The organism is Oceanicella sp. SM1341 (assembly GCF_003448965.1).
In the GTDB taxonomy this organism is placed as follows: domain Bacteria; phylum Pseudomonadota; class Alphaproteobacteria; order Rhodobacterales; family Rhodobacteraceae; genus Paroceanicella.
Genome location: NZ_QRGC01000013.1, coordinates 12,748 through 27,233 on the forward strand (window position 1 = coordinate 12,748; position 14,486 = coordinate 27,233).

Below are 14,486 nucleotides of genomic sequence, written 5' to 3' on the forward strand. Positions count from 1 at the left end.
CTCGGACCCCCGGAGCCCCGGGGGCCGCTCGCCCGGCCCGGTCCGGCTGCGCCGGACGGAACGGATGGAGAAGGCAGTGCACTGGACGGTTCCGAACCTGCTCACCCTGGGGCGCGTGCTCGCCGCCCCGCTGGTGGCGATGTCCTTCGTGGTGTTCGACAGGCCCACGGCAGACCGGGTGGCGCTGGTGCTGTTCGTGCTCGCCTCGCTGACGGATTTCCTCGACGGCTGGCTGGCCCGGCGCTGGAACCAGGTGAGCGACCTCGGCCGCATGCTCGACCCCGTGGCCGACAAGGCGATGGTGGTGATTGCGCTCGCGACCCTCATCGGGCTCACCGGGCTCGACTGGCTGGTGCTGCTGCCTGCGGTGTTCATCCTGCTGCGGGAGGTGCTGGTCTCGGGCCTGAGGGAGTTCCTCGGCGCGGTGAAGCTGCACGTCACACCGCTCGCCAAGTGGAAGACGGCGGTGCAGATGTGCGCCATCGCGCTGCTGTTCCTGGCCGGGGGGCTCACCGGCGCCTTCGCCGACACGCTCTACGGCATCGGGATCGTCGGCCTCTGGCTGGCCTCGGTGCTGACCGTGGCGACGGGGATCGACTATTTCGCGAGGGCCATGGGCTACCTGGCCGGAAAGGGAGCGTGATGCGGGTTCTGTATTTCGCCTGGGTGCGCGAGCGCATCGGGCTGCCGCGCGAGGAGGTGGAGACCTCGGCGCAGACGGTGGCCGAGCTGGTGGCCGAGCTGCGCGGGCGCGAGGAGCGCTACGCCCTCGCCTTCTCCGACCTCTCGGCGCTGCGCGTGGCGGTGGACCAGGAGGTGGTCGGTTTCGACGCCTCCCTCACCGCCGCCCGCGAGGTGGCCTTCTTCCCGCCGATGACCGGGGGCTGAGCATGTCCGTGCGCGTGCAGGAAGACGATTTCGACATCGGCGCGGAGATCGACGCGCTCTGCGAAGGCCGCGTGGACATCGGCGCCGTGGTGAGCTTCACCGGGCTGGTGCGCGACATGGGCGGGGGGGCGCAGCTCTCCTCCATGGCGCTGGAGCATTACCCGGGCATGACCGAGCGGGCGCTGGAGACGATCGAGGCCGAGGCGCGGGCGCGCTGGCCGCTGCAGGGCGTCACCATCATCCACCGCTACGGCGAGCTGGCGCCGGGCGCACGCATCGTGCTGGTGCTCACCGCCTCGCCGCACCGCGCGGCGGCCTTCGAGGCGGCGGAATTCCTGATGGACTACCTCAAGACCCGCGCACCCTTCTGGAAGAAGGAAACCACCGAGCACGGCGGCCACTGGGTCGACGCGCGCGAGGCCGACGATCTCGCCGAGGAGCGCTGGCGCCAGTAGACCGGGCGGGGGGCGACGGCCGTCGGGCGCGCCGGGCGGTGGCGCGCGCCACGCCCCCGTGCTGCTTGCGGTCCGCAACTGCCCCGGCCCGGGGCCGGCCTCACTGCGGCGCGCCGGAAAGCGCCGCGGCGGTGTCGATCAGGGCGGCAAGGTCGGCGCGCCGGCCGCTGGGGTCGGGGCCGGCGGCGGCGCGGGCCAGGGCGGCTGCCTCGGCGAAGCCCCAGGCGCCGAGGTCGTGCCTGCCTTCCAGCAGCAGGCCGAAGCCCGCGACGGCGGCGGCGAAACGGGTCTCGCGCAGCGCGATCGCGTCGCCGCTCCCGGCCGCGGCCGGCACATCCAGGCTCATGAGCCGGCTCTCGCTCTCGCCGGCGGGGCTGTAGCGCAGGCGCACCATCGCGACATCGCCGGCACCCGCATCCGCCCCCGCGCCCCTGCCGGACCCCGCGGTGGCGGGGGTGATCTCGTAGAGCGCCGTCACCGTGTGCCCGGGGTCGACGGAGACGCCGCCGCCCGCCTGTTCCAGCAGGCCCGAGCCGCGGGAATCGCTGCCGCGCCCGTCGCCGCCGAGATAGCGGTAGCGCGCCACGGTGGCGGGGTTGAACTCGACCTGCACCCGGGCATCGCGCGCCGCCGTGACACCGTCGGCAAGCGAGCTCGCGAGGGCGCGGCGCGCCGCGGCGGGACTGTCGACCAGCGCCACCACGCCCTCGCCCGCCGCGGCGTCGGGCAGGGGCGTGTCGCCCAGCCCGAGCAGCGAGACCGGGATGCCGCGCGCGCTCTGCGGCAGGCGGGGCAGGGCCACGTCGCTGGCCAGGATCACCCGTGCCTCGGTGCCGGGGTGGTCGGCCCGCAGCCGGTCGGCAAGTGCGAGCCCGGCGGAGAGGCCTTCCTGGGCCGAGGGGCCGGGCCGCGGCTCGGCCAGGGTGGCGAGAACGCGGCCGCGCTCCGCCGCCGAGACCGCGGGCAGCAGGGTTTCGCCGGAAGGCCCGAGCACCGCCACACTGTCCTGTGCGCCCAGGCCGCGCATCGCCTCGTCGAGCCCGGCGCGCAGCAGGGCGAGATCCTCCTCCGAGCCGAGGTCGGCCACCAGCACCAGCACCAGCGGCGGGCGGCCGGGCAGGGGCACGGCGGTGCCGCGGATGCCGATGCGCAACAGGCGCGTCTCCGGGTTCCACGGGGTCGGGATCATGCTCGCCGACAGGCGCAGCGGCGCCTCCGCGTCGGGGCCCGGGGCGGGCCAGTCATAGGCGAAGGCGTTCACCAGCGCCTCGGCCGGCACGGCACCGGGGGCGGGGAAGACACCGCGCGCCAGCGTGTCGCGCAGCCGCGAGAGCGCGCCGTCCTGCGGGGCGAGGGTGAAGCCGGACACCCGGCGCTCGGCCGTCTGGCGCTGGCCCGAGCCCGGCGGCAGCGGGGCGAGCGGGGCCGGCGGCGCCGAGGGGGCGCCGGCCAGCGGCAGGGCGGATTTCTGCCGGGGCGTGAGGGTGCTGTCACCGCCGCTGAGCGCGAGGCGCATCTCCGCGGGCACCTCGGGCGGCGGCAGGATGGGCGCCACGCAGATCACCACCACCGCGGCGAGCGCCGCACCGATGAGGAAGGCGGGCGACCGCCGGCCACGCGGCCAGGACAGCCGCCGCCGGGCCGAGGCGAGCCGGCCATGGCGCACGGGCGGCGGCACCTCGCCCCCGCGCCCCGGAGCCACGGCCCGGGCACGCGCGCCGCGCCGCCGGCCGGCGGCGCCTTCCGCGGTGCCTGCCTGGTCGGCGGGGTCCGGAGCCGCCGCGCCGCCGGAGCCCGCCGCGCGCCGCGATGGCGACGGATCGGGCAGGGCGGCCTCGCCCCGCTGCGCGCCCGAGGCCTGCCGGTCGGACGCGGGGGCGCGGGCCGGGTCTCCGCCGCTCTGCGCCTCCGCCGCGGCGGCCGGGGGCCGGGCACCGCTGTCGGGCGCGATGCCGGAAAGGGCCTCGGCGATGGCGCGGGCCCGGCGTCCGGGCTCCGGAGCGGGCGGGGCCGCGGCGAGGGCGGCGCGCAGGCGGGCCAGCGGATCTGCCGGCGGGTCGGGACGGGTCACGCTGTCTCCTCCTCGCGGGCCAGGTCGCGCAGCAGCCGGCGGACCTCGGACAGGCGCCAGCTCACCGTGCCCTCGGACAGGCCGAGGGCGGCGGCGGCCTCGGCATGGGTCATGTCCTCGCCCAGCACCAGCGCCACGGTTTCGCGCAGGGCGGGGCTGAGCGCGGACATCGCGGCCTCCAGCCAGCGGGCTTCCTCGGCACGGCCTTCGGCCTCGGCGCGGGCGAGATGCTCGGCCTCTCCCCAGCCCGCCGAGGCCTTTGCCCGGGTGGCGGCGCGGCGCATGTGGTCGCGCGCCGCGTTGAGCACGACGCGGTGCAGCCAGGTGGTGAAACGCGCCTCGGCCCGGTAGCCGACCAGCCGCCGGGGCAGGGCGAGACAGATCTCCTGCACGAGGTCCTCCGCATCCGCGCGATTGCCGAGGATGCGGTAGCCCAGCCGGAACATGCGGTCGTAGTGCCGCTCCAGCAGCGCGCCGAGGGCGGCTGCATCCCCCTCTCGGGCGGCGGTGGCAAGCGTGTCGTCGTCCGGGTCCATACGCATCCTGACAGTTAGGACGCGGCCGGACGGCCCATCCTTGGCAAGCGCCCGGAAGAATCTGCCCCTCTGGCGCGGGCCGGGCACCCGCGGGGGCTGAGCACGCCCGGCGGGCGCGCCGCCAGGCTGTGCGCGCCGGATGCGCGCGAGGCCGAAGCCCGCGCCCGGGCGCCCGCGGACGAGCCGGCCAGACCGGAACCCGCTCGCGGCACGGGCCGGCGCCGGCCGCCCGGCGGGCCGCATTGCCGGGCGCCTGCCCGGCGGGCCGAAATGCCGGGCGCCTGCCCGGCGGGCCGCGTTGCCGGAGCCTTGCCCGGCGGCCCGCTATGCGTGGTGGCGGACAGGCCGTCCGCAATGCGGGGTGGCGGACAGATAGTCCGCCCGGCGCTCAACTCCAGTCGACGTCGCCGATGAAGATGTAGCCCGCGCCGTATATCGTCTTGATGAATGCGGGGTTGCGCGGGTCTTCGCGCAGCTTCACCCGCAGGCGGCTGATGCGCACGTCCATCGCCCGGTCGAAGCCGGAGCCCGCCCCGCCGCCGAGCCGGTCCTGCATCTGCTCGCGGCTCAGCAGCCGGTTGGGCTGCTCGAGGAACAGGCGCAGCAGGGCGCCCTCGGCGCGCGAGAGCGGGGCCTCCTCGCCGTCCGGGGCGGTGAGCACGTGGCGGTCGAAATCGGCCCGCCAGCCCGCGAAGCCGGCGCGCGCCTGCGGCGGGCCGGCCCGGGCGCGGCCGCGACGCAGCAACACCCGCACGCGGGTCACCACCTCCGCCGGGTCGAAGGGCTTGGTGATGTAGTCGTCCGCCCCGAGCTCGAGCCCGGTGATGCGGTCCTGCACCCGGGCGCGGCCGGAGACGATGATGATCGCCGCCCCGGTCTCGCGCGCGAGGCGCCAGACGAGCGCGAGCCCGTCCTGGTCGGGCAGGCCGAGGTCGACGAGGCAGACATCGGGGGTCATCCGCCGCAGGCCGGTCTCGAACTCCGCCACCCGGCCGAAGGCGGCGGTGCGGAAGCCCGCCTCCTCCAGCGCCGAGGCGAGCAGCACCCGGATCTCCGGCTCGTCGTCGAGCAGGGCGATCAGGGGGGCACAGGAGGCGGCCGGCGCGCTCATGGCAGGCTCGCGAGGCAGGCGGCGAGCTCGGCCCGCGCGAAGGGCTTGGGCAGCAGCGGTGCGCGGGCCGCGGCCTCCTGCCGGCGCGGGTCGTCCGGCGGCAGGCCGGTCATCAGCACGAGGCGCGGGCCGCCGGGGGGCAGGGTGCGGGCGAGGTCGAGCCCGGTGAGGCCGGGGCCCAGCACGAGGTCGGAGAGCACGAGGCCGATGCCCTCGACCGAGGCGAGCAGGCGGGCGGCCTCCTCGCCGGTGCCGGCCTCGATCACGCTGTGGCCGAGGGCGACGAGATCCTCGCGCAGCCCGTCGCGGATGTCGGGGTCGTCCTCGGCGAGCAGCACGAGACCGGGGGGCAGGGCGGCGGGCCGGCGGGCGGGCAGCGAGACCGACACCCGCGCCCCGCCGCCGGGCGCGTTGCCCAGCCGCAGCCGGCCGCCGGAGGCCCGGGCGAAGTCATACACCATCGCGAGGCCGAGGCCCGAGCCCGGCGCGCCGCGCTTGGTGGTGAAGAAGGGCTGGGTGGCGCGGGTGAGCGCCTCCTCGGAAAAGCCCGGCCCGCTGTCCTCCACCGTGATCTCCAGCCGCTCGGGGGTGAGGCGGGCGGCGAGGGTGATGCGCCCGGGGCGGCCGGCCAGCGCGTCGCGCGCGTTGAGGATGAGGTTGAGCACCGCGTCCTGCAGGAAGCCCGCGTCGACCAGCACCTGCTCGCCCGGTGTCGCGTCGAGCGTGAGGGTGACGTCATCGGGCAGCGAGGGGCGGGCGAGCGGCAGGAGGCCGGCGAGCAGCACCGCGGGGTCGGTCACCCTCGGGGCGAGGCTGCGCGCGCCGGAGATGCTGCCCAGCCGCTCGATCAGCGCGCCGCCGCGCTCGGCCGCGGCACGGGTCGCGGCCACCGCCTCGCGCGCCTTCGGCGGCAGCTCCATCCCCTCCAGCCGCGATTGCAGGCCGAGGATGACGGTGAGGATGTTGGAGAAATCATGCGCGAGGCCGGAGGTGAGCTGGGCGGCAAGCTCGCGCTTCGCGGCATGGGTGAGGGCCTGGCGGGCGCGGGCCTCCTCGGTCACGTCGACCGAGAGGATGTAGACGCCCTGCACCCGGCCCTCCTCATCGAGATCGGGGGTGAAGGCGGCGCGCAGCCAGCGCGGCCCGTCGGAGAGCGAGAACTGGAAGGCGCGGCTCTCACCCGCGAGGGCGCGGTGCAGCTCGGGGCGGATGATGTTGTAGGCCTCCGGCCCCAGCGCCTCCGAGATGCTGCGCCCCACCACCGGCCCCTTCGCGGAGGGGATCACCAGCGGCAGCTGGTCGTTCGACCAGGTGTAGGTCTCCGTGCGGTCGAGATGGGCGATATGCGCCGGGGTCATCCGGGTGATGAGGCGGATGCGCGCCTCGCTCTCGGCCAGGGCCGCCTTGGCCTCGCGCAGGTCGGCGATGGTGGTGGCAAGCTCGCGGTTGGCGCGGGCGAGGTCTTCCGAGTGGCTCAGCAGCTTCTCGGAGAGGGTCTCGGAGCGGGCGCGCAGCAGGCGCTCCTGGGCGCGGATGGCGGTGATGTCGGTGTAGACGGTCACCCAGCCGCCGGGCTCCAGCGGGTGGCCCTCGATGGAGATCACCTGGCCGTTGGGCCGGTCGCGCTCGAAGTAATGCGGCTCGAAGCGGCGGGCCTTCTCCACCCTGAGCGCCACCAGCGCCTCCACGTCGCCGGGCCCGTATTCGCCGCGCTCGGTCATGCAGCGGATGATCGCCTCGAAGGAGGCGCCGGGCCGGGTGAGCTCGGGCGGCAGGGCGAACATCTCGCGAAAGCGGCTGTTGGCCAGCCGCAGGTTCAGCTCCGCGTCGAACACGGATATCGCCTGCTGGATGAGGTTGAGCGCCCCGCGCAGCAGCCGGTCGTCGCCCCGGCCGGGCAGGGATGGCGGCGCTGGTCCGATGACATGTCCTCCCGTCGTTTTTCCGCCAGTCTGGCGGGGCCGCGGGCCGCGGGCAAGGGGGCGCCGTTACAATTGGTTACATTCGCGACATACTGCGGACGGATTCCGGGGCTTCACTCGGGATTGCCGGAGACAGGGGCCACCAGATGCCCCGCCCGGTACAGCGACGGCCGCAGCAAGACGGCCGCAAGGGAGGAGACGCCATTGACCACCGCCGCCCATGCCGGGGACGGCCCGGACACGCTCGCGAAGCTGCTGGCGCACAATGCCGCCGTGCACGGCGACCGCCCGGCCTACCGCGAGAAGGAATTCGGCATCTGGCAGACCGACACCTGGGCCGGGAGCGCGGAGAAGGTGCGCGCCCTCGGCCTGGGCCTGCTGGCGACGGGGCTGCGGCGCCACGCCCATGTGGCGATCATCGGCTCGAACCGCCCCGACCTCTACCGCGCCATGGTGGCGGTGCAATGCGCCGGCGGCATCCCTGTGCCGCTCTACCAGGATGCGGTGGCCGAGGAGATGGCCTATGTGCTGGGCCATTGCGGCGCCGAGCTCGCCATCGTCGAGGACCAGGAGCAGGTCGACAAGCTGCTCTCGATCTCCGACCAGACCCCGGCGCTGCAGGGCATCCTCTACCTCGACCCCCGCGGCCTGCGCAAATACGACCATTCCCGCCTGCGCGCCTTCCACGAGGTGGAGGAGCTCGGCCGGCAGCATGCCGCCGAGCATGCCGCGGTGCTCGACGCGATCATCTCCGGCACCACCGGGCGCGACACCTGCGTGATGCTCTACACCTCCGGCACCACCGGCAAGCCCAAGGGCGTGGTGCTGAGCCATGACAACATCATCCGCACCGCCCGCGCCTCGGCCGAGTTCGACCATCTCGGCCCGCGGGACTCGGTGCTCGCCTACCTGCCGATGGCCTGGGTGGGGGATTTCATCTTCTCCATGGGCCAGGCCTATTGCACCGGTTTCTGCGTGTGCTGCCCGGAGAGTGCCGAGACCATGCAGGCCGACATGCGCGAGATCGGGCCGAGCTATTTCTTCGCCCCGCCGCGCTTCTTCGAGGGGCTGCTCACCTCGGTCACCATCCGCATGGAAGACGCGGGCGCGCTGAAGAAGCGGCTCTTCCGCCACTACATGGCGGTGGCGCGGCGCGTGGGCCCGGCGCTGCTCGACGGCAGGCCGGTGTCCCTCGCCGACAGGCTGCGCTACCGGCTGGGCGCGCTCCTCGTCTACGAGCCGCTGAAGAACGCGCTGGGCCTGAGCCGGGTGCGGGTGGGCTACACGGCGGGCGAGGCGATCGGGCCGGAGATCTTCGATTTCTACCGCGCGCTCGGGATCAATCTCAAGCAGCTCTACGGCCAGACCGAGGCGAGCGTGTTCATCACCCAGCAGCCCGACGGCGAGGTGCACGCCGACACGGTGGGCGTGCCCAGCCCCGGCGTGGAGCTGCGCATCGGCGAGAACGGCGAGGTGTATTACCGCTCGCCCGGCACCTTCGTGGAGTATTACCACAACCCGCAGAGCACCGCCGACACCAAGGACGCGCACGGCTGGGTGGCCACGGGCGACGCCGGCTTCATCGAGCCGGAGACCGGCCATCTGCGCATCATCGACCGGGCGAAGGACGTGGGCAAGATGGCCGAGGGCAGCCTCTTCGCGCCCAAGTACGTCGAGAACAAGCTCAAGTTCTTCCCCGACATCCTCGAGGCGGTGGTGTTCGGCAACGGCCGGGCGGAGTGCACCGCCTTCCTCAACATCGACCTCGGCGCGGTGGGCAACTGGGCGGAGCGCAACAACATCGCCTATGCCTCCTACCAGGAGCTCGCCGGCCACCCCCGCGTGCTCGAGACGCTGGCCGCCCACGTGGCCGAGGTGAACCGCTCGCTCGCCGCCGACCCGATGCTTTCCGCCTGCCAGGTGCACCGCTTCCTCGTGCTGCACAAGGAGCTCGACGCCGATGACGGTGAGCTCACCCGCACCCGCAAGGTGCGCCGCCGCATCATCGAGGAGCGCTATGCCGTGCTGATCGAGGGGCTCTATTCCGGCGCGCACCGGGTGTTCGTGGAGACCGCCGTCACCTACGAGGACGGCCGGCAGGGCACCATCTCCGCCACGCTGGAGATCCGCGAGGCGAAGACCTTTCCGGTTGCCTCTCCGGGGAGGGCGGCGGCATGAGGGACACGGCGACCGTGGAGCCGATGCTCGACATCCGCAACATCACCCTGCGCTTCGGCGGGGTGGTGGCGATCCGCGACATTTCCTTCGACATCCGCCAGGGCGAGATCCGCGCCATCATCGGGCCGAACGGGGCCGGCAAGTCCTCGATGCTCAACGTCATCAACGGCTTCTACCACCCGCAGGAGGGCGAAATCTGGTTTCGCGGCAAGCGCCGCGGCCCGATGCGCCCGCACGAGATCGCCCGCCAGGGCCTCGCGCGCACCTTCCAGAACATCGCGCTCTTCAAGGGCATGACCACGCTCGACAACATCATGACCGGGCGGATGACCCGCATGAGGAGCTCGATGCTCGAGCAGGCGCTGTGGTGGGGCCGGGCCGAGCGCGAGGAGAACGCCCACCGCGAGAAGGTGGAGCGCATCATCGACTTCCTCGAGATCCAGTCGATCCGCAAGACCCCGGTGGGCCGGCTGCCCTACGGGCTCCAGAAGCGGGTGGAGCTGGGCCGCGCGCTTGCCGCCGAGCCGGAGCTCTTGCTGCTCGACGAGCCGATGGCCGGCATGAACGTGGAGGAGAAGGAGGACATGTCGCGCTTCATCCTTGACGTGAACGACGAGTTCGGCACCACCATCGCGCTGATCGAGCACGACATGGGCGTGGTGATGGACATCTCCGACCGCGTGGTGGTGCTCGACTACGGCCGCAAGATCGGCGACGGCACCCCCGACGAGGTGCGCAACAACCCCGACGTGATCGACGCCTACCTGGGAGTGAGCCATGACTGAGCCCCTCCACGCAACCCGCCCCGCGCACCGGCGCCCCGGCCGGAGCGCAGCGCAGAGCCGGGGCCTCCCGGCCGCGACCGGGCGGCACGCCGGGCCCGCGAGGCCCCGGATTGCCGCTGCCGCGGCCTCCGGGGCAGGTCGGCGCGGGAGGGCGGGCGCATGAGCATCGAGGCGCTGAACCTCATCGAGGTGCTGATCAACGGGCTGATGGCCGGGGTGATGTATGCGCTCGTGGCGCTGGGCTTCGTGCTCATCTTCAAGTCCTCCGGCATCTTCAACTACGCGCAGGGCGTGATGGCGCTCTTCGCCGCGATGACGCTGGTGGGGCTGCAGACCGGGCAGGTGCCCTTCGCCCACCTGCTCAACGCGATCACCGGCATGCATGTCACCCATTTCGGCTGGAACATGCCCTCGGGCCTCGCCATCCTGCTCACGCTGGGGGTGATGGTGGGGCTCGCCTTCCTGGTGGAGCGGCTCGTGCTCAAGCACCTGGTGAACCAGGAGCCGATCATCCTGTTCATGGCCACCATCGGCCTTGCCTTCTTCCTCGAGGGTTTCGGCGACCTGATGTGGACCGCCGAGATCAAGCAGCTCGACGTGGGCCTGCCCGGCGGCCTCTCGGAGTGGTTCGAGGGCGCCTCCATGGCGCTGGCCGACCCCGAGGCGGGCTACTGGGGCATGTATGTCGACAAGCTCGACGTGACCGCGGCGGTGGTCGCCGCCCTGCTGGTGATCTCGCTCACGCTCTTCAGCCAGTACACCCGCGCCGGCCGCGCCCTGCGCGCGGTGGCGGACGACCACCAGGCCGCGCTCTCGGTGGGCATCTCGCTGCGCTTCATCTGGGTGATGGTCTGGTCGATCGCGGGGCTGGTGGCGCTGGTGGCCGGCATCATGTGGGGCTCCAAGACCGGGGTGCAGACCTCGCTCTCGCTCATCGCGCTCAAGGCGCTGCCGGTGCTGATGCTGGGCGGTTTCACCTCGATCCCCGGCGCCATCGTGGGCGGGCTGATCATCGGGGCGGGGGAGAAACTGTTCGAGTACTTCGTCACCTCCGACGCCTTCCACGGCCTCACCGGCTTCAACATCGACGCCACCGAGAACTGGTTCGCCTACGTGCTGGCGCTGCTCTTCCTCGTGTTCCGGCCGCAGGGCCTGTTCGGCGACCGCATCATCGAGAGGGTCTGAGAGATGTTCTACCGCGAGGCCGGCGACTTCAAGACGAGCTATTCCGACGACGGCCAGACCTTCCCCATCGCCTTCGACCGCTGGCGCTACTACGCGGTGATGGCGGTGGCCTTCCTGGTCATCCCGTTCCTCATCAACGACTACTGGGAAAAGTCGATCCTGATGCCCTTCCTCGTGTGGTCCACGGTGGCGATCGGGCTCAACATCCTCACCGGCTACTGCGGCCAGCTCAGCCTGGGCACCGGCGGCTTCATGGCGGTGGGGGCCTATGCCTCCTACAAGCTGATGACCGCCTTTCCCGAGCTCAACATCTTCTTCGTGGTGCTGCTCTCGGGGGGGATCACCGCGCTTGTCGGCGTGCTCTTCGGCCTGCCCTCGATGCGCATCAAGGGCTTCTACCTCGCGGTGGCGACGCTGGCGGCGCAGTTCTTCCTGGTCTGGCTCTTCAACAAGGTGCCGTGGTTCTACAACTACTCCGCCTCCGGCCAGATCACCGCGCCCGAGCGCTCGGTGTTCGGCATCCTGGTGACCGGGCCCAACGCGGCACCCTGGGCCACCTATCTCTTCGCCCTCGTCATCCTCACCGGCCTCGCCTGGGTGGCGCGAAACCTCACCCGCGGCCGGGTGGGTCGCTCGTGGATGGCGATCCGCGACATGGACATCGCCGCCGAGATCATCGGGGTGAACCCGCTCGCGACCAAGCTCTCGGCCTTCGCGGTCTCCTCCTTCTACATCGGGGTGGGGGGGGCGCTGTTCTTCTCCGTCTACCTCGGCGCGGCGGAAGTGGGCGAGGCCTTCGGCATCGACAAGTCCTTCCTCGTGCTCTTCATGATCATCATCGGCGGGCTGGGCTCGATCTTCGGCAGCTTCGCCGGGGCGGCCTTCATGGTGCTGTTGCCGGTGCTGCTGAAGAACGTGCTGGTGGGCGGCCTCGGCTGGCCCACCGATCTCGCCGCCCACCTGCAGATGCTCATCGTGGGCGGGCTCATCGTGCTCTTCCTCATCCTCGAGCCGCACGGGCTCGCCCAGCTCTGGCGCATCGCCAAGGAGAAGCTGCGCCTCTGGCCCTTCCCGCACTGACCGCATTCCAAGCCTGCGCACCCGGGGTCAACCCGGGGCGCGACACCAATTTTCCTGGGAGGAAACCCGTCATGAAACTGAAACTCGCGCTGCTTGCCGCCTCGATGCTCACCGCCGCCGGCCCGGCCGCGGCCGACCTCACCTTCCCGATGCTGAGCTACCGCACCGGGGCCTATGCCAACAACGGCATCCCCTTCGCCGACGGCTACCACGACTACCTCACCCTGGTGAACGAGCGTGACGGCGGCATCGGCGGCGAGAAGATCCGCATCACCGAATGCGAGACCGCCTACAACACCGAGAAGGGCGTGGAGTGCTACGAGAGCACCAAGGGCGAGGGCGCGCTGATCTACCAGCCGCTCTCCACCGGCATCACCTACCAGATCATCCCCAAGGCGACGGCCGACGGCATCGCCATCCATTCCATGGGCTACGGGCGCACCTCGGCGGCGGACGGCAAGGTGTTCAAGTGGGTGTTCAACTACCCCGGCACCTACTGGGACGCGGCCTCGGTGATGGTCAAGCACATCATCGACGTGGAGGGCGGCGATGTCTCGGGCAAGACCATCGCGCTGCTCTACCACAACTCCGCCTACGGCAAGGAGCCGATCCGCACGCTCGAGGAGCTCTCCAAGAAGCACGGGTTCAAGCTGCAGCTCCTCGCGGTCGACCACCCCGGGCTGGAGCAGAAGTCGCAATGGCTGGAAATCCGCCGCTCGCGCCCCGACTACGTGCTGATGTGGGGCTGGGGCGCGATGAACCCCACCGCCATCCAGGAGGCGGCCAACGTGCGCTACCCGATGGACCATTTCATCGGCGTCTGGTGGTCGGGCTCGGAGAATGACGTGAAACAGGCCGGAGACCGGGCCGACGGCTACAAGGCCGTCACCTTCCACGGCGTGGGCGACGATTACCCGATCTACGACGACCTCAAGACCCATGTCACCGACAAGGGCCTCGCGGCAGGGGCGGGCGACCAGCTCGGCACCGTGCTCTACAACCGCGGCATGTACGCGGCGATGCTGGCGGTGGAGGCGGCGAAGACCGCGCAGGAGATCCACGGCACCGCCGCCATCGACGCCGCGATGATGCGCGACGGCATGGAGGCGCTGGAGATCACCGAGGAGAAGATGGCCGCGCTGGGCCTGCCGGGCTTCGGCCCCGCGTTCTCGGTGAGCTGCGCCGACCACGGCGGCCCGGGCATCGGCATGATCCAGCAATGGGACGCGAAGGCCGGCGAATACACCATCATCACCGACCAGATCGAGCCCGACCGCGAGGTGATCGGCCCGTTGATCGAGGAGGATGCCTCCGCCTTCGCCGCCGAGGCCGGCATCGAGCCGCGCGCCTGCGAGTGAGCCTTCCGCGCCGCCCCCGCCCGGGGCGGCGCCCGTCCTGCCCCGGGGGGAGAGCCGATGCCAGATCCGATCACAGACACGCCACACGCGCCCGAGCCCGCCACGGCCGAGGCCCTGCTCGAGGTCAACAACATCGAGGTGATCTACAACCATGTCATCCTGGTGCTGAAGGGGGTGAGCCTGAAGGTGCCAAGGGGCGGCATCACCGCGCTGCTGGGCGGCAACGGCGCGGGCAAGACCACCACGCTCAAGGCGATCTCGAACCTGCTGCGCTCCGAGCGCGGCGAGGTGACCAAGGGCACCATCCGCCACCGCGGCGAGCGGGTGCAGGACCTCGGCCCGGCCGATCTCGTGCGCCGCGGCATCGTGCAGGTGATGGAGGGGCGGCACTGTTTCGAGCATCTCACGGTGGAGGAAAACCTGCTCACCGGCGCCTACACCCGCAAGGACAGGGAGATTTCCGCCGACCTGGAGAAGGTCTACGCCTATTTCCCCCGCCTGCGCGAGCGGCGGCGCTCGCAGGCCGGCTACACCTCGGGCGGCGAGCAGCAGATGTGCGCCATCGGCCGGGCGATGATGGCCCGGCCCGAGACCATCCTGCTCGACGAGCCCTCCATGGGCCTCGCGCCGCAGCTGGTGGAGGAGATCTTCGGCATCGTGAAATCGCTCAACGAGCAGGAGGGCGTGAGCTTCCTGCTGGCCGAGCAGAACACCAACGTGGCGCTGCGCTACGCCCATTACGGCTACATCCTCGAATCGGGCCGCGTGGTGATGGACGGGCCGGCCGCGCATCTGCGCGAGAACCCGGACGTGAAGGAATTCTACCTCGGCATGTCCGACAAGGGCCGCAAGAGCTTCCGCGACGTGCGCAGCTACCGCCGCCGCAAGCGCTGGCTGAGCTGACCCCCCGAAGGAGC

13 protein-coding genes are annotated in these 14,486 nt (G+C 71.9%); 9 read left to right on the plus strand and 4 right to left on the minus strand.

Annotated elements, in window-relative coordinates:
• The first annotated feature begins 64 nt into the window (after positions 1-64).
• From pgsA to moaE, 3 genes are read left to right on the plus strand one after another with little or no spacing between them, the layout of a single operon-like run.
• Positions 65-643: a CDP-diacylglycerol--glycerol-3-phosphate 3-phosphatidyltransferase gene (gene pgsA / locus D3P35_RS13155; RefSeq protein ID WP_232830499.1), complete on the plus strand. Its 579-nt coding sequence runs from the start codon at positions 65-67 to the stop codon at positions 641-643.
• The gene (gene moaD, locus D3P35_RS13160) at positions 643-888 is read left to right on the plus strand and encodes a molybdopterin converting factor subunit 1 (protein WP_118135199.1); all 246 of its coding nucleotides are present in this window, start codon (positions 643-645) and stop codon (positions 886-888) included. The genes pgsA and moaD overlap by 1 nt, the downstream gene beginning before the upstream one ends.
• A 2-nt stretch (positions 889-890) precedes the next feature.
• Complete coding sequence (gene moaE / locus D3P35_RS13165) at positions 891-1,343, plus strand: molybdopterin synthase catalytic subunit MoaE (RefSeq protein ID WP_118135200.1); 453 nt, start codon at positions 891-893, stop codon at positions 1,341-1,343.
• A gap of 100 nt (positions 1,344-1,443) precedes the next feature.
• On the opposite strand, the gene D3P35_RS13170 is transcribed toward moaE, so the two are convergent.
• From D3P35_RS13170 to D3P35_RS13185, 4 genes are all read right to left on the minus strand, one after another.
• Positions 1,444-3,414 carry a von Willebrand factor type A domain-containing protein gene (locus tag D3P35_RS13170; RefSeq protein ID WP_118135201.1) on the minus strand — a complete coding sequence of 657 codons (1,971 nt, stop codon included), beginning with the start codon at positions 3,412-3,414 and terminating at the stop codon, positions 1,444-1,446.
• Positions 3,411-3,950, minus strand: coding sequence for an RNA polymerase sigma factor (locus D3P35_RS13175; RefSeq protein ID WP_118135202.1), 540 nt, complete (start codon positions 3,948-3,950; stop codon positions 3,411-3,413). The genes D3P35_RS13170 and D3P35_RS13175 overlap by 4 nt, the downstream gene beginning before the upstream one ends.
• Positions 3,951-4,338: 388 nt before the next feature.
• Positions 4,339-5,061, minus strand: coding sequence for a response regulator transcription factor (locus tag D3P35_RS13180; protein ID WP_118135203.1), 723 nt, complete (start codon positions 5,059-5,061; stop codon positions 4,339-4,341).
• Positions 5,058-6,962 carry a PAS-domain containing protein gene (locus D3P35_RS13185; protein ID WP_255418357.1) on the minus strand — a complete coding sequence of 635 codons (1,905 nt, stop codon included), beginning with the start codon at positions 6,960-6,962 and terminating at the stop codon, positions 5,058-5,060. The genes D3P35_RS13180 and D3P35_RS13185 overlap by 4 nt, the downstream gene beginning before the upstream one ends.
• Positions 6,963-7,187: 225 nt before the next feature.
• Here D3P35_RS13185 and D3P35_RS13190 point away from each other — a divergent pair, with 225 nt between their 5' ends.
• From D3P35_RS13190 to D3P35_RS13215, 6 genes are all read left to right on the plus strand, one after another.
• Complete coding sequence (locus D3P35_RS13190) at positions 7,188-9,161, plus strand: AMP-binding protein (protein WP_370031244.1); 1,974 nt, start codon at positions 7,188-7,190, stop codon at positions 9,159-9,161.
• The gene (locus tag D3P35_RS13195; RefSeq protein ID WP_118135205.1) at positions 9,158-9,946 is read left to right on the plus strand and encodes an ABC transporter ATP-binding protein; all 789 of its coding nucleotides are present in this window, start codon (positions 9,158-9,160) and stop codon (positions 9,944-9,946) included. The genes D3P35_RS13190 and D3P35_RS13195 overlap by 4 nt, the downstream gene beginning before the upstream one ends.
• A 159-nt stretch (positions 9,947-10,105) precedes the next feature.
• Entirely contained in the window at positions 10,106-11,131 is a 1,026-nt protein-coding gene (locus D3P35_RS13200) for a branched-chain amino acid ABC transporter permease (RefSeq protein ID WP_118135206.1), read from the plus strand.
• A 3-nt stretch (positions 11,132-11,134) separates the two neighbouring features.
• Entirely contained in the window at positions 11,135-12,211 is a 1,077-nt protein-coding gene (locus D3P35_RS13205) for a branched-chain amino acid ABC transporter permease (RefSeq protein ID WP_118135207.1), read from the plus strand.
• A 71-nt stretch (positions 12,212-12,282) separates the two neighbouring features.
• Complete coding sequence (locus tag D3P35_RS13210) at positions 12,283-13,569, plus strand: ABC transporter substrate-binding protein (protein ID WP_118135208.1); 1,287 nt, start codon at positions 12,283-12,285, stop codon at positions 13,567-13,569.
• A 57-nt stretch (positions 13,570-13,626) separates the two neighbouring features.
• Entirely contained in the window at positions 13,627-14,472 is an 846-nt protein-coding gene (locus D3P35_RS13215; RefSeq protein WP_118135209.1) for an ABC transporter ATP-binding protein, read from the plus strand.
• Positions 14,473-14,486 lie beyond the last annotated feature (14 nt).

Bases quoted from the DNA above. Each gene is read 5' to 3' on its own strand.
- D3P35_RS13195 (WP_118135205.1), top strand. From the start codon at position 9,158: ATGAGGGACACGGCGACCGTGGAGCCGATGCTCGACATCCGCAACATC.
- D3P35_RS13180 (WP_118135203.1), bottom strand. From the start codon at position 5,061: ATGAGCGCGCCGGCCGCCTCCTGTGCCCCCCTGATCGCCCTGCTCGAC.
- moaE (WP_118135200.1), top strand. From the start codon at position 891: ATGTCCGTGCGCGTGCAGGAAGACGATTTCGACATCGGCGCGGAGATC.
- D3P35_RS13200 (WP_118135206.1), top strand. From the start codon at position 10,106: ATGAGCATCGAGGCGCTGAACCTCATCGAGGTGCTGATCAACGGGCTG.
- moaD (WP_118135199.1), top strand. From the start codon at position 643: ATGCGGGTTCTGTATTTCGCCTGGGTGCGCGAGCGCATCGGGCTGCCG.
- D3P35_RS13175 (WP_118135202.1), bottom strand. From the start codon at position 3,950: ATGGACCCGGACGACGACACGCTTGCCACCGCCGCCCGAGAGGGGGAT.
- D3P35_RS13210 (WP_118135208.1), top strand. From the start codon at position 12,283: ATGAAACTGAAACTCGCGCTGCTTGCCGCCTCGATGCTCACCGCCGCC.
- pgsA (WP_232830499.1), top strand. From the start codon at position 65: ATGGAGAAGGCAGTGCACTGGACGGTTCCGAACCTGCTCACCCTGGGG.
- D3P35_RS13205 (WP_118135207.1), top strand. From the start codon at position 11,135: ATGTTCTACCGCGAGGCCGGCGACTTCAAGACGAGCTATTCCGACGAC.
- D3P35_RS13215 (WP_118135209.1), top strand. From the start codon at position 13,627: ATGCCAGATCCGATCACAGACACGCCACACGCGCCCGAGCCCGCCACG.